Here is a 20490-nt window from a genome sequence, read left to right as displayed (position 1 = left end):
AGGGTTGGCGTGCCAACCCGACCGTGTCAAGCAGATGATCCCGGTTTACCCGTCAGTTTTTGGCATCTGCTCCGGGCATCACGGGTGGTTTGGACGGGGCACGAGTTTTTCGCGCCTGCGGTTTGCGCGGCTCTGTGGCCGGGGCAGATTTCGCCTGCACCTCAGCCGGGGCAGGATCGGCCGGTGTCGGCTTAACCTGCGTTGCCTGAACAGGCGCCGGTTTTGCAGGGGCGGGCTTGGGCGTTACGGGCGACACGGTTGCGGTCGCAGGTGTCACCGTAGATTCAACAGGTTTTACTGCTATTTCATCACTAACCGCTGGTGTCGGTTTGGCTGCCGCCGGGGGTGCTGCCGTGGGCCGCGGACTGGCTGAGAACTCAACCGGTGTGGCCGCCGGCTTGGACGGTGCAGGTTTGCGGGCCAGCTTTTTCTTGGGCGTTGACGATTTCACCGGTACGCGTTTCGCACGGGTCGCGGCGGGTTTGGGATTGGCCACCGGTTTTTCCGCCGGTGTTTCCACCGCAGGAACCGGTGCTGATGCTGCCAGGTGCAGGGCGTGGACCGGCACCATCGGCAGTTCAAGTGCCGAACGGGTCATGATCTGTGCGATCTTGATCTGGTTGACGATCGCATAGCCAGCCATGCGTATAGCTGCGGCCTGAAGCTCTAGCGGTTGGGTAATCGGATTCATTCCATAGATCTCCTCTGAAAACGATGCAGCCCGAAGAGTGAGGGTAAAGCGCCCTGCCCGCTCGGAGGGTCCGGGCGGAGGTAGGGGTCTTGCAGTCCAAGGCGTCTCACGTCTCGGCTTCCTTTCGGGTGACACACCATTGAGCGCGCCGGTGTGCCGAAGCTGCATTCCCCGTCAGGATACAGGAAGTCTTCACGCAATTGCAGCATTTTTGCTGCACTGCGGCGAATGAGCGCCGATCAGATAAATCTCTGATTAAATTCTAGCCACTTACCCGAGACGTTCAGCCAACGTGAAACAGGGTCGTAAACAGTTTCGGGTCCAGGCTGGACGCGGTGAAGGTTGGGCCTTCGGTCAGAATCGACACGGCGTCATGGCTGTGCAGGCTCTCTTGATGGCTTGCGACAACGCGAAAATCGCCAACGTGATGATCTGCCAAAAGCTCGGCGCAGAACAGGCGCGCGGCATCTTCGACAAAGATCGGATTGGCTGCGTTCAGCTCGGCAAATGCCTGTTCATCTTCGCGTTTCACCATGACCTGCGTTTCCGTCGGAACCGCACGGCGGCACAGCGCAATCAGGTCTTCAAACCACAGGCAATCCGCATCACAGTCCACGACAACCGAGATCCGCGCGACGGAGCGCTGCGAATGCGGCGTCGCCAGCTGACCACGCATCGACCGGGCATGTTCGCTGAGTTCCAAAGAACATGGGCAGGTCGAGGAATAGACATAGTCAAGGTGCATGATCTTTAGACGCACACCGTTCTGTTCGACCAGTTCCAGCGCTATATCGTAATACTGGTACCCTTCAAGGCCCGAGCGCAGGCTTTTGATCCTGTCCGGGTAGGAAAAGCGCATCTGAATACGGGCGTCGAAGCTGTCCAGATCGGACATGTAATCGTCCAGAGCGGATTCCATGACCTCAAAGCTGAACGTCCGTTCCGCATGTTTGTAGAAAGATCGCATTATCCGGGACATATTGATGCCCTTTTTCTCGGCCTCGAGGCTGACCGTGCCGGTGATCGAGGTTTCCAGCGTCAGGTCTTCGCCCTCTTTCCGGTGGAAGCGGATCGGCAGGCGGAAGTTCGAAATACCCACATGTTGAATCTGCTGTTTGGCCCCACGGATCAGGCTGGACGGGCCGTTCTGCAAATCCGGCAAGGATGCGCGGTACGCCGCATCGACAGTAAAGTCATCGGGGTAAGCGCGCGAAAAGGGCGGATAGTTGCCCGCCGCCAGACCGGGCAGCAGCCGGGCCACAGCCGGGTCAAGCTGGTTTATCTCGGCTTCCGAGGCGGACTTTGCCCATTGCCGCAAAACGTTCAAAGCCTCGGCAGCCTTGTCCCGATTCGGTTTTTCATCAATGTCGCGCGGGTGAACGTTCATCAGCGGCAGTTCCTTGGTTGGTCGTCGGACTATATATGACTGATGGTCTAATACCAGTCTAACCCGATACGTCGGCAATAGCAGCCCGGATTGAAAAATCCGGCGCAAAACCGTCATCTCGCAACAGTTAGCGCCTTTTGAAGGCGGGAACAGCGGGTGGTGCGCCTGGCTGCCGCCCGAAACAGAGTGGCCGCATGGGCAGGCAGCCAGCCCCCACGCACGAAAAGGGCGCGCGGGGGGCTTTGGTTTATTTCTGCGAGGCTTCCAACGCTTGCTGAAGGTCGGCCAGCAAGTCACCGGCATCCTCAAGCCCGACGGAAAAGCGGATCAGACCTGGTGTAATGCCCAGCTGGTCCTTCTGCACGTCACTGAGACGCTGGTGCGTTGTTGTCGCCGGGTGCGTCGCGATGGATTTGGCATCGCCCAGATTGTTCGAAATCACAGGAATGGTCATTGCGTTCAGGAAGGCAAACGCCGCATCCTTGCCGCCCTTGATGTCCAGCGACAGCACGGTTCCGCCCTTGCCGCCCAACTGGGTCTGAACCAGCGCGTTCTGGGCATGGGTTTTCAGACCGGGGTAAAGTGTACGTTCCAGCGCCGGGTGCCCTTCCAGCGCCTCGGCAATCTTTTGCGCGCTTTCGGCTTGAGCATTGACCCGCAGCGCCATCGTCTCAAGACCCTTGAGCATGATCCACGCATTGAACGGGCTCAGCGCGCCGCCGGTATGCTTAAGATAGGGTTCAACTGTTCCTCGGATGAAGTCCTTGGTTCCGATGATCACACCGCCCAGCGCACGGCCCTGCCCATCGATATGCTTGGTCGCTGAATAGACGACCACATCCGCACCCTGCTGGATCGCGCGCGAGAACACCGGGGTCGAGAACACGTTGTCCACCACGACAACGGCTCCGACCGCATGGGCCAGCTCGGCCACCGCTGCGATATTGATCACCTCAAGCGTGGGGTTCGACATGGATTCAAAGAAAACGGCCTTGGTGTCCGGGCGGATCGCCGCCTTCCACTGTTCCAGATCGGTGCCGTCAACAAAGGTCACGTCCACGCCATAGCGGCTCAGGATGTTTTCAAGGATATAGAGGCACGAGCCGAACAGCGCCTTGGCCGAAACGACATGGTCCCCGGCCTTCAGCATCGAGGTCAGCGCGCCGTTGACGGCGGCCATACCCGAGGCCGTCGCAAACGCATCTTCGCCGCCTTCCAGCGCCGCGATGCGCTGTTCGAACATGGACACGGTCGGGTTGCCGTAACGGGCATAGATGAACTCGTCCGGGCCACATTCCAGAAACCGGGCCTCGGCCTGTTCAGCGTTTTCGTAGACGAAACCCTGCGTCAGAAAAATCGCCTCGCTCACCTCGTTATACTGGCTGCGACGGATGCCGCCATGGACGGCTTGGGTGCGTTTGTTCCAGTTCTCGCTCATCTCAATCCTTTCAGCCTCGGGTGGAGGCAAACAAAAAACCCCAGACGCGGCCAAGCGAAAGGGGTCTTTCATCCTGACCTTTTAGCGGTGTTGTTTAGCGTGGCCCGCAATCCGGTAACAAATCGCCACGTAGCTTCAGGATCGCAATACGCCTCGGGCGGTTCTCGGTCAAGCCCGGCCTGCGGTTCGGTCACGCTTTCGTAAGCGGTACTTGCCGAACCGGCAGAAACCCGCATGATCCCCGTCAACATCAGGAGAACACATGGCTGACCCGATTGATCTGTATTTCTGGCCGACACCGAATGGCTGGAAAGTTTCCATCGCCTTGGAAGAGATGGAGCTGCCCTACACCACCCATCTGATCAATATCGGCAAGGGTGACCAGTTCGACCCCGGGTTCCTGAAGATCGCGCCCAACAACCGGATGCCCGCCATCGTCGATCCCGACGGGCCGGACGGCGCACCTATTTCGGTTTTCGAGAGCGGCGCGATCCTGATGTATCTGGCCCGCAAGACCGGGCGGTTCTATGGCAGGACCGAGCGCGACCGGATCGCGGTCGAGGAATGGCTGATGTGGCAGATGGGAGGCGTTGGCCCGATGGCGGGTCAGGCGCATCACTTCCTGAAATACGCCCCGCAACTGGACCCGCCACAGGACCTGCCCTATGCCAAGGACCGCTACCGCGCCGAGGTCGCGCGCCTTTACGGCGTACTGGACCGGCGGCTGGCCGAAAACGAGTATGTCGCGGGCGATTTCTATTCCATCGCCGACATGTCGATCTGGGGCTGGGCCAGCCTGTGGGAAGGTCAGCGGCAGGTGCTGGAGGACAAGCCGCACTTTGCCCGCTGGCTGGAGACCGTCAGCGCCCGCCCAGCCGTTCAGGCCGGACGCGCGCTTTATGCCGAGTTGCGAGGGGATCACCGGGACAAGCAGGCGCAGAGCGTTTTGTTCAAGCGGTAAGCTTGTTCCATGGCCGGTTTTGAGGTCAATCTTACGTATGCTGCGTGATGCGCGAATATCCGCCTTTGCTATTGTATAGGTTTGGCAAATCATTACATGAGCGACGGAAATCCTTCAGAAAGACCCACTCAAGATGTACGCGGCATTATTTGTCGTTTTTGGCCTTGTTGGCTTAGTGGTCGGTGGCGAATTGGTGGTGCGCGGATCGGTTTCTGCTGCCAAGTCGTTCGGTATTTCACCGATGGTCATTGGACTGACACTGGTTGGCTTCGGAACGTCAACACCGGAACTGGTTACAAGCTTGCAAGCCGCGCTTTCCGGTTCTTCAGGCATTTCAATTGGGAATGTTGTCGGCAGCAACATTGGGAACATTCTTCTAATACTCGGCATCGCAGCACTCATCGCGCCTATCGCCGTGAACCCGAGAGCACTCCGCCGGGACGGTACGGCGGTCGTGATAGTAACTCTCCTTTGTTTAAGCGTAGTTCTATACGGCGAAATCAGCCGGCTGATCGGCGCAGGGCTTGTCGTCACCTTGGCGGCTTATCTGGGCTTCACACTGTGGTCTGAGTATAGGTCCGAAGGCACGCCAGCCGCAGCTGTCTACGAGAACGAAGCAGAAGCCGTAGTCGGCCCAGTAACATCACTTGCCGTGTCGTTACTGATCACCGTTGCAGGGCTGGCGATCACCATATTTGGGGCAAAGCTCTTGGTGACAGGTGCCGTGTCTCTCGCTGAGACAGCGGGGCTTTCGGAGACGGTAATTGGGCTGACAATTGTTGCAATCGGAACCTCAATGCCGGAACTCGTCACTTCAATCATCGCAGTTCGGAAAGGTGAGGGAGATGTCGCACTCGGGAACGTCTTGGGCAGTAACATCTTCAACATCTTGGGTATCCTTGGCGTAACTGTTCTGGTGCAACCTATGGTCATTCCTGGCGAGATTATTCGTCTCGATATCTGGGTTCTGTGTGCCTCAACGCTTGTCCTTATCGGGTTTGCCCGAAGCGGCTGGTCAATCAGTCGGCGCGAGGGCGGGCTCTTTGTGCTCGCTTACGTTGTCTATCTTGGTGTGCTTCTGGCTCGATAAGCGTTCACTCGGATAGCCTAGCTGTCTAATGAAGCGGACCTTTACAGCGGTGCAGTTATGGCCCGCTTTGTCCCCGTACCAGGTTACTCCGCCCCGCACCAACACGACCAGCACCCCCGGCAGCGAATCCTTGGCGCGGGGCGACCTGTCAGCGAAACTGGAATTCAGGTTCCGCGGGGAAAGACATGGATATGCCTGTCCAGTGCCCATTGCGCAGCCTTGCAACGTTCCGCCCGTCAACACGCATCCGGGTTGTCAGGACAAATGCGGCCTGCCCTTTGTTCGCTCCGGCTTTCTGGGCTGCGCCGTCAGAACGCTCTGCCCTTTCGAAAAGCATCCCATCGGGTTTTGCCGACCGCCGGGACCGAAAGCTCGGGACCAAATGCGGCTTTCGATCCGCTTTCTCCGCCGAGCGCGACGCCTCTATCCGCTTGAGTTGCTGCAACTCCGACCGAAGCCTTTTTGCAGTCTCAACCTGCCTGCGTTCAAAGGAATAAGCGCTTAGCGCCTCATCGATCATTCGGGCGGTATGAACATATCCCGCTGAACGCGTGAGTTCCGAGAGCTCAGCCAGACGGTCGGAAATCCGGCTTTCGTCCAGAGAGACGGTATTTTCGAGCGATCCTTGATGTGTTGCGTTGGGCATCCGAACTGACTCTGAAAAGACGTTGAGTGATGCGCAATCCGGCCCGAGCTTTGACACAAGCCGATGCGCAAAGATGCGTGTCACTACGCGCCCGGTGCCAAAGAGTCGACCATCCCGCGTTCAAGTGGCGGAAAAGCGCCTTAGTCGCGCATTTGGGACAAAGAAAACATATCGCCCGCTCTCCAGGCGCGGGTTTGCGGCACTGCGACGGACAATTTCGGATTGATCCGCACAGCAGGCCTAACCCTGCCCCTGCACCAGCAGGTCCAGCATGCCCGAGATATCCTCGATCTCTTCCGCGATCACATGGGTCACCGAATGCGCCCGCTGCATCCGGCCCGTCACCTTCAGCAACCGCCCCGAGATCACCGCACGGCGGAAGCGTTCGTAGATTTTGCGCCAGACCACCACGTTGACGATCCCGGTCTCATCCTCAAGCGTCAGAAAGATCACGCCTTTGGCTGTCCCCGGCCGCTGCCGCAGGATCACCAGCCCGGCCACGGCCACACGCGCCCCTTCGGGCGGGGCCTCCAGCTGGGCGGAGGGCAGACAGGACGGCGGTCGCGGCCAGTCCCGGTTTGAAATCGCGCGGTGAAAAGGGGCAGTAAACATAAGAACAAAAATAGAACAAAATACAGGAAAGTCCAGACACGGCGCAAGGAGTCGCAAATGAGGCTGGAAACACCTAACTCCCTTCACTAAGGAAGGTTTCGAACATCGCAAAAGGAAGACGCACGCAATGGCAAAGATCACCTATGTCGAGCATGGCGGTACCGAGCACACTGTCGAGGTCGCCAACGGACTGACTGTCATGGAAGGGGCCCGAGACAACAATATTCCCGGCATCGAGGCCGATTGCGGCGGTGCCTGCGCCTGCTCGACCTGCCATGTCTATGTCCACCCCGACTGGGTCGAGAAGATCCCGGCCAAGGACGACATGGAAGAGGATATGCTGGATTTCGCCTATGAGCCCGACCCGGCCCGCTCGCGCCTGACCTGCCAGATCAAGGTGACCGACGCGCTGGACGGTCTGATTGTCCAGATGCCCGAAAAGCAGATCTGATGCTGTCCAAAGCGCCGCGTCAACCCGCCCGCCTGTGGCAATGTCGGGTGCGCAGCGCTTTGCTCCCTTTTGGCATGTGGTGCGCGCTGCCAATCGCAGTCCCGGCGGACACCATCACCGACGCTCGCTTCACGGAACCAACCACGCGATACGCGCATGGTGTTTTGGGCGACAACATCGAATACGGCGCGCTGGAACTTGTGGTCAATGACACAGTCGTAACGGTTCGCCTGCCACAGGACCGTGTATTCGAAGACCTCGCGCCGCGTCTGGCAGACATCGACAGGGACGGCGCGGTTGAAGCAATTGTCGTTGAAACGCAGGACACAACAGGCGCTCAGCTTGCGATCTACAACGCCGCTGGCGAAAAAATCGCGGCCACACCTCATATCGGCGCACGTTTCCGCTGGCTCGCCCCGGTCGGTGCTGCTGATCTGGACGGTGACGGCAATATCGAAATCGCCTATATCGACCGCCCCCACCTGGCCAAAACCCTGCGCATCTGGCGCTTCAAAGATGGCGGCCTGACCGAAATCGCCGCTCTGCCCGGCCTGACCAACCACAAGATCGGTAAGGATTTCATTTCCGGCGGCCTGAGGAGCTGTGGTGAACCCCCTGAGATGATCCTCGCAAGCGCCGACTGGTCGCAGATCATCCGTGTTTCCTATCAGGATGGCTGGCATCTGACGGACCTGGGCCCGCTCAAACACCGCGACAGTCTCACATCAGCCCTGAAGTGCTGATCCGCTTCTTCATCTGGCCAAAAATATCCTGGGGGTGAGCGGTTGAAAGGAAATCGTCCAGTGGACGATTTCGACCGCGAACGCGCGCAGCGTCGGGAGGCCGCAAGGCCGAGGGGGCAAAGCCCCATGCCCGATCATCCCTCCAAAGCGCGCCAGCCGATATCGCTACGATAGAACCCTTCGGGCCAATCCACGGCATCAACCATCTGATACGCCCGGTCGCGCGCCTCTTGCAGCGTTTTTCCGCGCGCGGTCACGTTCAGAACGCGCCCGCCGACAGCCTGCACCTGCCCCGCAGCCTCGCTAGTGCCGGCATGAAACACCATATTGCTGCTGTCCTCGGGCATGCCGTCCAATCCTTTGATGACCGTGCCCTTCTCGTAGGTTCCCGGATAACCTTTGGCCGCCATCACGACCGTCATCGCGTGATCATCAGCCCAGTTGACCCGCATCTCGCCCAGCCGCCCTTCGGCGGTGGCATGCAACAGGTCCATCGCCTGCGCGCCCAGACGCATCATCAGGACCTGACATTCCGGGTCCCCAAAACGGACGTTGTATTCCACAAGGCGCGGCTGGCCGTCCTTGATCATCAGCCCCGCATAGAGAATTCCCTGAAACGGTGTGCCCCGGCGCTTCATTTCGGCAATGGTGGGGCGCACGATTTCTTCCATCGCGCGCGCTTCAACTTCCACACTCAGAACCGGCGCCGGAGAATAGGCACCCATCCCCCCGGTGTTCAGGCCGGTATCCCCTTCGCCCACCCGCTTGTGGTCTTGTGCCGTGCCGATGGACAGGATGTCTTGGCCATCGCACAGAACAAACAAAGACGCTTCTTCGCCGTCCATAAACTCTTCGATCACGACCTCGGCCCCCGCGCCACCAAAGGCACCTCCGAACATGTCGTCAATGGCGTCAAGCGCCGTGTCTTCGTCCATGGCCACGATCACGCCCTTGCCGGCGGCCAGACCATCGGCCTTAACCACGATGGGCGCGCCCTGTTCGCGGATATAGGCCTTGGCGGGCTCGGGCGCGGTGAACCGCGCATAAGCGGCGGTGGGCGCGTGTGCCGCGTCGCAGATTTCCTTGGTAAAGCTTTTCGAGGCTTCCAGCCGGGCCGCTTCGGCAGACGGTCCGAAAACCAGCACCCCGGCTTCGCGCAGGCGATCCGCCACTCCTGCTGCCAAGGGGGCCTCGGGGCCGACAATCACGAAATCAATCGCGTTTTCCTCGGCAAAGCTGACGACGGCCCCGCCGTTTTCGATATCCAGAGCGGCACAATCCGCGATCTGAGCGATCCCGGCATTGCCCGGCGCCACGATCAGACGGTCGCATTTTGGGTTTTGCATCACTGCCCAGGCCAGGCTGTGTTCGCGCCCGCCGCTGCCGAGAATAAGGATGTTCATGGGGTCGTCTCCGATCTGCTTGGCCTCGCCTGCGCGGCGTTCTAAGCTGGGTGAGCAATTGAAACAAGGCGCTGAAATGTCCGACCTGCTTGATGACCCGATTCCGGGCCAAAACACCCCTGAATACACGGTTTCCGAGGTATCGGGCGAGGTGAAGCGCACGCTGGAAGGCGCGTTCGGGCGAATCCGCGTGCGCGGCGAAGTCGGGCGCGTGTTCAAGGCCCGGTCCGGGCACCTGTACTACGACATCAAGGACGACCGTAACGTTTTGGCCTGCACGACATGGAAAGGTCAGGTTTCCAGCCTCTCGGTCGTGCCAGAGGAAGGGCTGGAGGTTGTCGTCACCGGTCGCCTGACCGCTTTTGGCGCACAGTCCAAATACAACCTGAATGTCGATGAAGTTGCCGTTGCCGGTCAGGGCGCGCTTATGGCCTTGCTGGAAAAGCGCAAGAAACAGCTTGAGGCCGAAGGTCTGTTTGCGCCCGAGCGCAAGAAGCCCCTGCCGTATCTGCCGCAGATCATCGGCGTCGTGACATCGCCTTCGGGCGCGGTGATCCGTGACATTCTGCACCGGCTTCGGGACAGGTTCCCGCGAAAGGTGCTGATCTGGCCCGTGGCCGTGCAGGGCGCAAACTGCGCCCCCGAGGTTTCCCGCGCCATCGAAGGGTTCAACCAGTTGACACCCGGCGGCGCACTGCCCCGTCCTGACCTGATCATCGTGGCCCGTGGCGGTGGGTCGATCGAAGATCTTTGGGGCTTCAACGAAGAGAGTGTCGCGCGCGCCGCCGCCGCATCGGACATACCGCTGATTTCGGCCGTTGGGCATGAAACCGACACGACCCTGATCGATTTCGTCTCGGACCGCCGCGCGCCTACACCCACAGCTGCGGCAGAGCTGGCCGTGCCGGTCCGCATCGAACTGCTGGCCTGGACCGGCGAGCAAGGCGCCCGCTTGTCGCGCGCGGCAACGGACACGGTGCAGCGCCGTTCGCAAAGGCTGCGCGATTTGTCCCGCGCCCTGCCGCGCCCAGACAGCCTGTTGAACTCCCCCCGGCAACGCCTTGATTTGATTGCGGATCGCCTGACCCCGGCTTTGACGCGAGGAGTGCAAAACCGCCGCCTGCAAGTGGTGGAACTGTCAGCCCATCTGCGCCCGTCAACTCTGCGCGGTCTGGTCTCGGCCCGGCAGGAATCACTGCGCAACCTGTCGTCGCGCCTGTCCCTGCGCCCGATTCAACGCGAGATCGGCCAGCACGCGCAAAACCTTGCCCGGCTTGGTGACCGGATGAACGCGGCGCAGACCACGCGGCTGGATCGTCTGAAACATCAGTTGGAGGCCACCGACCGCCTGCGCGAAACGCTCAGCTACAAGGCGACGCTGGAACGCGGATATGCTGTGGTCCGCGCAGATGGGAATGTCATCACGACCAAGGCCGAGGCCGCAAAACACACGGTGCTGGACATCGAGTTCGCCGATGGCATTCTTGGCACCGGGACAGCCGCAAAGCAGACCAACCGGAAATCCAAACCGGATGCACCAGATCAGGGATCGTTATTCTAAGCCATGCTGACAATCTGGGGCCGCAAAACGTCATCGAATGTTCAGGCCCTGATGTGGTGCGTCGGAGAGCTGGATCTGCGCTTTCACCGCCACGATGCAGGGCACAGGTTCGGCGGGCTGGACACCGATGCCTTTCGCAAGCTGAACCCGAACGGCACCATCCCAGTACTACAGGATGACAATCACCCACCGCTGTGGGAAACCGGCGCAATCCTGCGCTATCTGGCGAATGCCTATGGCGGGAATGCGTTCTGGCCACGCGACCCGGTTCAACGGGCCGAAGTCGACAAATGGGCGGAATGGGCCAAGATCAACGTTGCGATGGATTTCACGGTGCCCGTGTTCTGGCAGGTTGTCCGGACCGCCCCGGCGCAGCAAGACCAAAACGCGATTGAGCAGGCCGTTGCCGCGCTGGATAGCAAACTGGCACTTGCCGATACCCGGCTGTCAGAAAACACCTACCTGTGCGGGCCCGATCTGACGCTGGCCGATATTCAGCTGGGACATATCCTTTATCGCTATTACGACATCGCCATATCCCGCAGGGTCCTGCCCAACCTGCGGCGCTATTACGAAAAGCTGACAGAAAGACCTGCATATCAGGAGCATGTCATGCTCAGCTATGATGAGCTTCGGGTGATCTAGTCAGACACCGACGTCGGGGCCATAACACACCATTTCTTCGCCGATATCTTCCGCCTCGTACAGTTCGGTCGCCTGCGGGTCGCCTTCAAACTGCGCGACGAGGCCACCGCCGGATCGCGTAAAAACCCAGCATTGCGGATCAAACCGGTCTTCGTAGATGAAACAAATCTGCTCATCCTGCTGATACCAGACACCTTCCTTGCAATCGCCATCCAGAAAAGACCAGATCACCCGGCGGTTGGGCAAATAGCGTTCGACCCCGTAAACCTGCCCTTCGAACCCGTAAAACAGGGTCTTGCCCCGCGTATAGGTGTCGAATTCGGGGCCGGACAAAGGGGCCTGGGCCACAGCGGGCGGTGCGGCAAAACAGGCGAGAATCATCAGCGCTCGGAACATACGCCCATTGTGTCAGATGCGATCCGGAGACGCCATTCACCCTTTGGCCGAGGGTTGGCGAAACACGCTTAACTCCACGTAAGCGCTTGATTATTTGCCCCACTCGGGATGATGGTATTCGAAAACCGCGGTGAGGTGACATGACAACCCTTCTCTTCTGGATCGCCCTTGGCTGCGCATTGGGATACCTGCCCCTGACGGTCCGACCAGCCAGTTCCTTGCGCACTGTGCTGAAAACCACCTCGGTCGCCGTGTTGGCAGTCATTGCGGTTCTGCAGGGCGGCCCATGGATGCTGGCCGTTGCGCTTGCACTGTGCGCGACCGGGGACGCGCTGTTGTCGCGTGAAACGGATGCCACGTTCATGGCTGGTATTGCCGCTTTTGCCGCCGGGCATCTGGCCTATATCGCCTTGTTTCTTTCGCATCCCGCAAGTTCCGCCAGCCTGATCTGGGACGCCCCCGCGATCGTGTGGTCTCTGATCATTCTGGGCATTGTCATGGCCACCTTGCTTGCCTCTCGGGCCGGAGATCTCAAAGGCCCTGTTCTGGCCTATATACCGATCATCCTTGGCATGGGGATCACCGTGCTGGCGCTGCCCCAGACAGGTGCCCTGCGATGGGCGTTTCCGGCTGCAATCGCCTTCATCGCGTCCGACCTGATCCTTGCAACGGAAAAGTTCCTGCTGCCTGCGAACCATCCCGCCCACAAGCTGACTCCCTATCTGATCTGGCCGCTCTACTGGGGCGCGCAATTTGGGTTCGTCTTCGCTTTTGCGTGACCCTTTGCAACTGCCGCAAATCCGCATTAGGTGAAAGGAACACCTGCGGAGACCAAATATGGCGTTTTTCTCAAAGCTAAAGGACAAGCTGTTCAAATCCTCATCCCGCCTCGAACAGGGGCTGGACGCCATCGTCGAGGATGGTGGCGAGGAAATCGCCGCACCCGACCCAGTCCTCCCCGAACCAGAGCCCGAGCCGCAACCGGTCCCGGAAATTCCGGCCCCTGAACCGGCGCAGGAACCGTCTGAACAACCTGCCCCCGCGCCGGCAGACCCCAAGCCCATTGCCCCACCTCCGGAAATTCCCGAATCCAAAGGCATCCTGAACCGCCTGTTCAGCCGCGGCGGCGACGCCACTGAAATGCGCCGCACGCTGGATGACGACATGCTCGAGCAGCTCGAAGAGCTGCTGATCGCTTCTGACATGGGCGTCGACACCGCCCTCCGTGTCACCTCGAACATGGCCGAGGGGCGCTTTGGGCGCAAACTCTCGACCCGGGAAATCAAACAGCTTTTGGCGCAGGAAGTGTCCCGTGTGATGGAGCCCGTGGCCAAGCCACTGCCGATTTACCCCAAACGCCCGCAAGTGGTGCTGGTCGTCGGTGTCAACGGCTCGGGCAAGACCACGACCATCGGCAAACTGGCCAGCCAGTTCAAGCAGGCTGGAAAAAAAGTCGTCATCGCCGCCGGTGATACCTTTCGTGCTGCGGCCGTCGAACAGCTGCAAGTCTGGGGCGACCGCGCCGGGGTTCCGGTTCTGACCGCGCCCGAGGGCTCGGATCCCGCCAGCCTCGCCTTTGACGCGCTGACCCGGGCACAGGCCGAAGGCGCGGACCTGCTGATGATCGACACCGCCGGACGCCTGCAAAACCGCACGGATCTGATGGAGGAGCTGGCCAAGATCGTCCGCGTCATCCGCAAGGTTGACGAGACCGCGCCGCACAACACCTTGCTGGTCCTCGATGCCACCACAGGCCAGAACGCGCTGAGCCAGGTGGAAACCTTTCGCAAGCTGGCCGATGTCTCGGGCCTGATCATGACCAAGCTGGACGGAACCGCCAAGGGCGGCGTGCTGGTCGCTCTGGCCGACAAGTTCGGCCTGCCGATCCATGCAATCGGGGTGGGAGAGCAGATTGATGACCTTGCCCCCTTCGACCCCGAAGAATTCGCCGCCGCCCTGACCGGGCTCGACAAGGGCTGATCCGCCTCTTCCTCTGGCCTAAAATATCCTCGGGGGTGTGGGGGCAGACAGCCCCCACCCCTCTCCGCCCTGCAAAAGGTTTGCGTAATTGAGCGACTGGCTGATCTCACTTGAAGGCACCGAAGCGGGTCACCAACTGGCGCTGGCACTGGCGTTGATGGCCGCCTTCCTGCACGCCGCGTTCGGGGCGCTACAGAAAGGCCGCCATGATCCATGGCTGTCCCGCGGCGCCATTGACGCCAGCTATGGCCTGATGGCCGCCCCGTTTGCCTTTTTCGTGGTGCCTTGGCCTGAACCTCATATGTGGCAGATCTTCGCCCTCGTCTGGCTGATCCACATTGCCTACAAGACGCTGCAGGCCGCGGCGTACACCAAGGGGTCCTACACGGTCGTCTATCCCGTCGTGCGCGGGACAGGCCCGCTGTTTACGGTCATTGGTGCCTATCTTCTGTTCGGTGAAACATTCTCGGCCGTTCAGTGGCTGGGCGTGGCCACCCTGCTGGCCGGAATATTTGGGTTGGCCGCCTACAACTTCAGGTTCCTGGAAACCAACAGGGATACGCTGGGCATCGCGTTGACACTGGCGATCATCACGGGCCTGTTTGTGGCGCTTTACACCACCTATGACGCCTATGGCATACGCGCCACCGCCGACCCGTTCACATTTCTGGCCTGGTTCTTCATGATCGACGGCGCGGCGATGCCGGTCTACGCCTTCCTCAGATGGCGCGCGATGACACATCGCCCTGCACCCGGCCCGCTGATGCTGCGGGGTCTGGCCGGCGGCATCATCGCGCCTTTGTCCTTTGGGTCGATCATGCTGGCCACACGGCTGGACAAAGTCGGCGAAGCCGCCGTGCTGCGCGAAACCTCAACCGTCTTTGCGGCGCTGATCGGCTGGCTTGTCCTGAAGGAGACCGTTGGCCCAAGACGCATTGCATTGATGGCATTGATTGCACTCGGCGCCGTAATAGTTGAAATGGGCGGGTAAGCAGCAGGACATACCGATGACAGGCAAAAAAGATATCAACCCATTTCTGAAACAGGTGCTGGAGCTTGGCCCGCCGCTGGCCTTCTTCTTCATCTACCTGCGCTTGCGTGATGACAGCTTTCTGATCGGTGGCACCGAGTATTCCGGCTTTATCATCGCCACGATTATCTTCGTCCCTTTGATGCTGGGGGCAATGGGTATCCTGTGGTATCTGACCGGCCAGCTTAGCCGGATGCAGATTTTCACGGCCTTCATGGTCATTTTCTTTGGTGGCCTGACCGCATGGTTCAATGACGAGCGGTTTTTCAAGATGAAAACCACGCTTGTCTATGGCCTGTTCGCCCTGATCCTTGGCATCGGGTTGCTGCAAAAGAAATCTTATCTGGCCTACGTACTGGATGAATTGCTGCCGATGAAGCACGAAGGGTGGATGATTCTGACGCGCCGCCTTTGCGCCTGTTTCGCCGTTCTGGCCGCCGCAAACGAGTTTGTCTGGCGCACCATGTCGACCGACCTTTGGGTCAAAATCGAAACCTTCGGATTTCCCATCGCGCTGATGGCCTTCCTGATGCTGCAATTCAGCATCCTGCAACGCTATATGGACGACCCGGAACAGAAATAGCTGTCCTGACGTCGCAATACCTGCAAAACAAACAAAATTCTTGGCTTAGCCGCCGAGCTATGGGAAGTTGTGCCACCACCCACACTCACACCTTACCCAAGATCGGTGTATACATGACGGCCTTTCCCACCAGCGGCTTCCTTTCGGAGGCCTCCGACGGGCTTAGAGAGATGCTTTCGGCGCAGGCGACCGACATCTCGCTGGCTCAAGGCGAAACCCTATTCGAACAGGGCGATGAAGGCGATTCGCTCTACGCCATTCTGGAAGGCACGCTTGAAGTGTCCTTTCTGGCGATGAGCGGGCGAAAGCTGACGCTGACCCTGATGCGCCCTGGCGAAGTCTTTGGCGAAATTGCACTGTTTGACAACGGCCCGCGCACGGCGACTATTGCGGCGGCCGAGCCATCGCGCGTTTTGCGCGTACGTCGCAATGACGTCATGAACCAGATCAGAAAACAGCCTGATCTTGCCGTGGATCTGATCCGGTTGGCCGGGGTGCGTATGCGATGGATGGGGTTGCAGCTGAACGAGCAGGTCTTTTTGCCCATGCCCATTCGATTGGCCCGAAAGCTGTTGCATCTGTCGGAATTGCAGGACGACCCAACGCAGCGCATCACCCTGTCGCAGAGCGAACTGGCCGAATTCGTCGGGGCCACACGCGAGGCCGTTTCCAAGACGATCTCGATCTGGAAACGCGACAATATTGTCGAATCCTCGCGCGGCGGATTGCTGATTCAGGATTTCGACGCTTTGCGGGAACTGGCCGATTCCGAACTTATCTGACCCAGTGTGATCTGGTTCACATACGAAGAGGTCGGCGTTGACCTAAGGTGAAGTTGTTACCGTAGGAGGTCAGAGAATCATCCCCGATATCTGTCCACTGATCTCTCCCTGTATCTGAGCCATACGCAATTACCGCGTATGGCTCATTTTCTTTCTGCATGCCTCTTCAGGTGTTCAGGCAATGAAAAAGGCCAGGCGCTTGTCCCGGCCTTTTCTAATCACTCTTCCAGGCTTAGCGCCACAAATCGCGGCTCGCCCCCCCTGCGAACCAAAAGCAGCAGGGATTTCCGCCCAGCCTCTCGCGATTGGTCCATTCGGGCCTCCAGATCCGCGATGGTTTCCACCTTTTGCTGACCCGCTTCGGTAATCAGGTCACCCGCGCGCAACCCTTTCGCGTAGGCTTCAGACGCTTCGTCGACATTCGAAATCACCAGACCTTCGGCATCTGCATCCAATCCCATATCCGCGCGCAGCGTATCTGTGAGCGGGGAGATGGTCAGCCCGAGAATATCGGCGTTTTCTTCGACCGGAGCATCTTGCGTTTCTTCTTCGTCATCTTCTTTGCTTTCTGCGTCTTCGCGGCGTCCCAGCGTGACCAGAATTGTCTGCGTGCCGCCATCGCGATGCACAATGACCCGGACAGCTTTGCCGACTTCTGTTTCGCCAACCTGACGGACCAGACCACGGGTGTCTTCGACCTCGACACCGTCAAAGCTGATGATCACGTCGCCTGCTTTCAGACCGGCCTCCTGGGCGGGGCCTTCCGGAACATCGCTGATCAGCGCGCCACCGGGCTTTTCCAGCCCCATGGCCTCGGCCATGTCCTCGGTCACGTCCTGAATGCGGACACCCAGCCAGCCGCGCCGGGTTTCACCAAACTCGCGCAGCTGATCGACAACCTTCACTACCACGTTCGACGCCATCGAAAAGCCGATGCCGATCGAGCCACCGTTGGGCGACAGGATGGCGGTGTTCACGCCGATCACTTCGCCGTCCATGTTGAACAACGGACCGCCCGAGTTGCCCCGGTTGATCGCCGCATCCGTCTGGATGTAGTCGTCATAAGATCCGCTGAGCGCCCGGTTGCGGGCGGATACGATACCAGCGGATACAGAAAAGCCCTGACCAAGCGGGTTGCCCATGGCAATAACCCAATCACCCACACGCGCCACGTCGCTGTCGCCGAATTGCACGTATTTCAAGGGGCCGGACGCTTCGACCTTGAGCAGCGCGATATCGGTTTTCTCATCGGTTCCGATGACCTTGGCCACCAGTTCTTTTTTGGGCTGCCCGTCGCCGGGGAAGAATTCTATGAGGATTTCATCAGCTTCCGCAATGACGTGATTGTTGGTGACAATAAAGCCATCCTCTGAGATCACAAAACCCGACCCAAGGGCGTTGCTGCGTCGGGGCGGGCCGTTGTCATTGCCGCCGTTGCGATCCTGAAACTCGCGAAAGAAATCCTCGAACGGAGACCCCTCGGGCACGATGCCCTGCGGACCTGTCTGACCTTCGATCAGGGTGCTTGTGGTGATGTTCACCACGGCCGGGCTGATCTTTTCCGCCAAGGGCGCAAGGCTTTCGCTTCTGGCCTGAGCGGAAACCGACTGCGCCAGCACAAGCAGTGTACCGGCAAAGGCCAGCCACATTAGCCGCATCCAAACACTCACGTCGTCCCATCGGACGGATAAACTGCTCGCTTTCGCCTGCACTTGAGCTCTCCTTGTCGACAATCTTGCCAAGGCCTGTATCGGCCTTTCTTAGTTTCCAATGTAGTCAGTTTAACCCGGTGAGCAACTCGGGATCGCAGCGAAATCACCCGCACGTGAAACCGCCCCGTCAAAAGCCCAGTTGATATGCCCCCCAGAGCAGGATCAAACCACTGACAACACAAAGCAACCCGGCCAGACGCCGGGCCTGTACGGGCATGGCGCGCAGCGCCTCCAGCATCCGTTCGATAAGCGAAGGGGCCAGCGCATAGGCCAGCCCCTCGACAATCAGTACCAGCCCGAAGGCCAGAAGGATCATGCCCATTATTCAGAGACCGGAGCCGCCGGAACACTCCGCCCTGTGGGTGAACCCAGGTAATTGAAAAACTCGGAATCCGGGCTCAACACCAGCGAGCTGTTACCGCCTTGCAGCGCATTCTGATAGGCCGTCAACGAGCGGTAAAATTCAAAGAACTCCGGATCGGCGCTATAAGCTTCGGCAAAGATCGCGTTGCGTTCGGCGTCGGCTTCACCGCGGGTGATCTCAGCCTCACGGCGCGCATCCGACACCAGTTCAACCACAGTCCGGTCAGCCTGCGCGCGCACACGTTGCGCCGCCTCGTTACCACGTGCGCGTTCATCTGTCGCTTCACGTTCCCGCTCGGCCTTCATCCTGTCAAATGTGGCCTCAAGGTTGGCCTGCGGCAAGTCGGTCGCTTTCAAGCGCACGTCGATTACGGTGACGCCTAACGCCTGCGCTTCGGCAATCGCGCTATTTCGAATGCGCAGCATCAAGGCTGCACGGTCCGAGCTGAGGATGTCACGCGAGGAAACCGAACCCAGTACTTCGCGGGTTTCAGCACGCAGAATGCGGTCCAGACGATCCTCGGCCACCGGGATACCACCGACGCCAACGGCCTGACGGAACTGTTCCAGATCAGAAATTCGATAACGCGCAAACGCATCAACCACCAGACGACGATCATCCAGCGGAGTAACTTCCAGCGGGTGGACATCGATGGACAGGATGCGGTTGTCATAGCGCACTACTTCTTGAATCACCGGTATCTTGAACGCCAGACCTGGCTCCTCCTTCACCGCGACAACGCGGCCAAATTGTAGAACCAGAGCACGTTCGCGCTCGTCCACGATGAAAATCGAGGAAAGAACACCGACTACCGCGATGAAAACGATCGGCAAAATAAATGTCGTCTTACGCATCAGTTGCTCTCCCCAGAAGGACTACGGCGCAGCTCATTCAGCGGCAGGTAGGGCACGACGCCCTGCCCTTGTCCACTCGAACTCGGGTCTAGAATGATCTTGTCGACGTCACCCAAAATCTGTTCCATCCGCTCCAAGTACAGACGCTTGCGAGTCACGTCCGGTGCCTTGGAGTATTCTTCCAGAACCGCGCTAAAGCGGCTGGCCTCACCTTGGGCACTATTGATTTGTTGGGCGCGGTACCCTTCAGCCTCTTCCAGAATCTGTGCGGCTTCACCGCGTGCCTCGGCCAGCACACGGTTGGCATAAGCGTCTGCCACGTTCTGCAACCGGTCACGTTCTTGCGCGGCAGCCTGGACATCGCGGAAGGAGGCGATCACGTCCTGTGGCGGGTCGGCTTTGTCAAAGTTGACGCGAATGATGTTCACACCCGAATCGTAGCTGTCCATTGTATCCTGAATCAGCACCTGCAAACGGTCGGCGATTACGCCGCGATCACGGTTAAGGATCGGTGCAAGCTCGCTTTGCGCAATGATCTCACGCATCGCGGATTCGGACACGGCTCGGATCGTCTGGCGCGGATCACGCAGATTAAACAGGTACTTGGCCGGGTCGTTGATGTTCCAGACAACCTGATAATCTATGTCGACCACATTCTCGTCGCCGGTCAGCATCAGGCCATCGTCGCTACCACGCGCGCCACCCATGTCTTCGTTCTGTTCGCGGGTCACCGGAATAACCTCGGCGGTTACAAACGGCCATGGCGCAAAGTTCAGGCCCGGATTGCCGACGGCCGAGAATTCGCCCAGAAACAGTTCGACAGACTGTTCTTCGGGTTTGACAGTATAAAAGCTCGCAAGCCCCCAAACTACTGCAGCTGCAACAAGGCCAATCGCAACTGTGCCCTTGGTAAAGGCCGGACCGCCACCGCCCTGATCACCGCTACCGCCACGGCCACCGCCGCCACGGCCGCCCATGAGGACGCGCAGCTGCTCCTGGCCTTTTTTCATCAGTTCATCGATCTCGGGAATATGCGGGCCATCGCTTTCGGGAGGCTTGCGCCCGTTCCCGTTGTTACCCTGATTTCCTCCGCCACCGGATGAGCCTCCGCCCCCCCAGGGGCCGCCGCTGTTGCCCGCCATATGTATCTTTTCCTTCGTT

At 59.5% G+C, this 20490-nt stretch carries 22 protein-coding genes and 1 riboswitch; of the genes, 11 read left to right on the top strand and 11 right to left on the bottom strand.

All coding sequences use genetic code 11. The features are described from left to right. Positions 1–52 precede the first annotated feature (52 nt). The 3 genes from AC2FLU_RS06445 to metZ form a co-directional block, all read right to left on the bottom strand. A complete protein-coding gene (locus AC2FLU_RS06445) occupies positions 53–691 on the bottom strand; it encodes a hypothetical protein (RefSeq protein ID WP_480493441.1) in 639 nt (212 codons plus the stop codon). A 283-nt stretch (positions 692–974) separates the two neighbouring features. Next, the gene (gene folE2 / locus AC2FLU_RS06440) at positions 975–2078 is read right to left on the bottom strand and encodes a GTP cyclohydrolase FolE2 (protein ID WP_496808607.1); all 1104 of its coding nucleotides are present in this window, start codon (positions 2076–2078) and stop codon (positions 975–977) included. A gap of 247 nt (positions 2079–2325) precedes the next feature. Further along, positions 2326–3516: an O-succinylhomoserine sulfhydrylase gene (metZ, locus tag AC2FLU_RS06435; protein ID WP_496808608.1), complete on the bottom strand. Its 1191-nt coding sequence runs from the start codon at positions 3514–3516 to the stop codon at positions 2326–2328. A 61-nt stretch (positions 3517–3577) separates the two neighbouring features. After that, a riboswitch (SAM riboswitch) is annotated at positions 3578–3655 on the bottom strand. A gap of 123 nt (positions 3656–3778) precedes the next feature. On the opposite strand from metZ, the gene AC2FLU_RS06430 reads away from it, so the two are divergent. Both AC2FLU_RS06430 and AC2FLU_RS06425 read left to right on the top strand, forming a co-directional pair. Continuing rightward, complete coding sequence (locus AC2FLU_RS06430; RefSeq protein WP_496714532.1) at positions 3779–4477, top strand: glutathione S-transferase N-terminal domain-containing protein; 699 nt, start codon at positions 3779–3781, stop codon at positions 4475–4477. Between the two features lie 133 nt (positions 4478–4610). Next, positions 4611–5567, top strand: a complete 957-nt coding sequence (locus tag AC2FLU_RS06425; protein ID WP_480554677.1) for a calcium/sodium antiporter — start codon at positions 4611–4613, stop codon at positions 5565–5567. A gap of 148 nt (positions 5568–5715) precedes the next feature. Here the strand turns inward: AC2FLU_RS06425 and AC2FLU_RS06420 are convergent, their stop codons facing one another. Both AC2FLU_RS06420 and AC2FLU_RS06415 read right to left on the bottom strand, forming a co-directional pair. After that, positions 5716–6213, bottom strand: a complete 498-nt coding sequence (locus AC2FLU_RS06420; RefSeq protein ID WP_496808609.1) for a hypothetical protein — start codon at positions 6211–6213, stop codon at positions 5716–5718. 240 nt (positions 6214–6453) lie between these two features. Continuing rightward, positions 6454–6825 carry an OB-fold nucleic acid binding domain-containing protein gene (locus tag AC2FLU_RS06415; protein WP_480476508.1) on the bottom strand — a complete coding sequence of 124 codons (372 nt, stop codon included), beginning with the start codon at positions 6823–6825 and terminating at the stop codon, positions 6454–6456. Positions 6826–6952: 127 nt separating this feature from the next. Here AC2FLU_RS06415 and AC2FLU_RS06410 point away from each other — a divergent pair, with 127 nt between their 5' ends. Both AC2FLU_RS06410 and AC2FLU_RS06405 read left to right on the top strand, forming a co-directional pair. Then, complete coding sequence (locus tag AC2FLU_RS06410) at positions 6953–7276, top strand: 2Fe-2S iron-sulfur cluster-binding protein (protein WP_209504265.1); 324 nt, start codon at positions 6953–6955, stop codon at positions 7274–7276. Next, positions 7276–8019, top strand: coding sequence for an FG-GAP repeat domain-containing protein (locus tag AC2FLU_RS06405; protein WP_496808610.1), 744 nt, complete (start codon positions 7276–7278; stop codon positions 8017–8019). Before AC2FLU_RS06410 ends, AC2FLU_RS06405 begins: the two co-directional genes overlap by 1 nt. A 134-nt stretch (positions 8020–8153) precedes the next feature. Here the strand turns inward: AC2FLU_RS06405 and purD are convergent, their stop codons facing one another. Continuing rightward, on the bottom strand, positions 8154–9422 hold the full coding sequence (gene purD / locus AC2FLU_RS06400) for a phosphoribosylamine--glycine ligase (RefSeq protein WP_496808611.1): 1269 nt from the start codon (positions 9420–9422) through the stop codon (positions 8154–8156). Between the two features lie 76 nt (positions 9423–9498). On the opposite strand from purD, the gene xseA reads away from it, so the two are divergent. Next, positions 9499–10983: an exodeoxyribonuclease VII large subunit gene (xseA, locus tag AC2FLU_RS06395; RefSeq protein ID WP_480899612.1), complete on the top strand. Its 1485-nt coding sequence runs from the start codon at positions 9499–9501 to the stop codon at positions 10981–10983. 3 nt (positions 10984–10986) lie between these two features. Further along, positions 10987–11628 carry a glutathione S-transferase family protein gene (locus AC2FLU_RS06390; RefSeq protein ID WP_496808613.1) on the top strand — a complete coding sequence of 214 codons (642 nt, stop codon included), beginning with the start codon at positions 10987–10989 and terminating at the stop codon, positions 11626–11628. Here AC2FLU_RS06390 and AC2FLU_RS06385 read toward each other — a convergent pair whose 3' ends face one another. Then, the gene (locus tag AC2FLU_RS06385) at positions 11629–12009 is read right to left on the bottom strand and encodes a hypothetical protein (RefSeq protein ID WP_480622395.1); all 381 of its coding nucleotides are present in this window, start codon (positions 12007–12009) and stop codon (positions 11629–11631) included. Between the two features lie 155 nt (positions 12010–12164). Here AC2FLU_RS06385 and AC2FLU_RS06380 point away from each other — a divergent pair, with 155 nt between their 5' ends. The 5 genes from AC2FLU_RS06380 (at position 12165) to AC2FLU_RS06360 (ending at position 16399) form a co-directional block, all read left to right on the top strand. Continuing rightward, positions 12165–12803, top strand: coding sequence for a lysoplasmalogenase family protein (locus tag AC2FLU_RS06380; RefSeq protein WP_480516598.1), 639 nt, complete (start codon positions 12165–12167; stop codon positions 12801–12803). A gap of 58 nt (positions 12804–12861) precedes the next feature. Next, entirely contained in the window at positions 12862–14004 is a 1143-nt protein-coding gene (ftsY, locus tag AC2FLU_RS06375) for a signal recognition particle-docking protein FtsY (protein ID WP_480554670.1), read from the top strand. An 88-nt stretch (positions 14005–14092) separates the two neighbouring features. After that, complete coding sequence (locus tag AC2FLU_RS06370) at positions 14093–14995, top strand: EamA family transporter (RefSeq protein ID WP_496808614.1); 903 nt, start codon at positions 14093–14095, stop codon at positions 14993–14995. Between the two features lie 16 nt (positions 14996–15011). Further along, positions 15012–15617: an inner membrane-spanning protein YciB gene (locus AC2FLU_RS06365; protein WP_480476490.1), complete on the top strand. Its 606-nt coding sequence runs from the start codon at positions 15012–15014 to the stop codon at positions 15615–15617. Positions 15618–15730: 113 nt separating this feature from the next. Next, positions 15731–16399 carry a Crp/Fnr family transcriptional regulator gene (locus AC2FLU_RS06360; protein WP_480476488.1) on the top strand — a complete coding sequence of 223 codons (669 nt, stop codon included), beginning with the start codon at positions 15731–15733 and terminating at the stop codon, positions 16397–16399. Positions 16400–16617: 218 nt separating this feature from the next. Here AC2FLU_RS06360 and AC2FLU_RS06355 read toward each other — a convergent pair whose 3' ends face one another. From AC2FLU_RS06355 to hflK, 4 genes are all read right to left on the bottom strand, one after another. Further along, positions 16618–18057 (bottom strand): Do family serine endopeptidase, encoded by a 1440-nt coding sequence (locus AC2FLU_RS06355; RefSeq protein WP_480493563.1) that lies wholly within the window; start codon positions 18055–18057, stop codon positions 16618–16620. Between the two features lie 181 nt (positions 18058–18238). Next, a complete protein-coding gene (locus AC2FLU_RS06350; RefSeq protein WP_480476484.1) occupies positions 18239–18433 on the bottom strand; it encodes a DUF2065 domain-containing protein in 195 nt (64 codons plus the stop codon). Continuing rightward, positions 18433–19329, bottom strand: a complete 897-nt coding sequence (hflC, locus tag AC2FLU_RS06345; RefSeq protein ID WP_480476482.1) for a protease modulator HflC — start codon at positions 19327–19329, stop codon at positions 18433–18435. The genes AC2FLU_RS06350 and hflC overlap by 1 nt, the downstream gene beginning before the upstream one ends. Continuing rightward, positions 19329–20471 carry an FtsH protease activity modulator HflK gene (gene hflK / locus AC2FLU_RS06340; protein ID WP_480557332.1) on the bottom strand — a complete coding sequence of 381 codons (1143 nt, stop codon included), beginning with the start codon at positions 20469–20471 and terminating at the stop codon, positions 19329–19331. The genes hflC and hflK overlap by 1 nt, the downstream gene beginning before the upstream one ends. Between the last annotated feature and the right edge of the window lie 19 nt (positions 20472–20490).

It is taken from the genome of Ruegeria sp. SAZD013, assembly GCF_059612525.1.
Note: the sequence above shows the minus strand (reverse complement) of the source record. Positions and strands in the feature narration are given on the sequence as shown.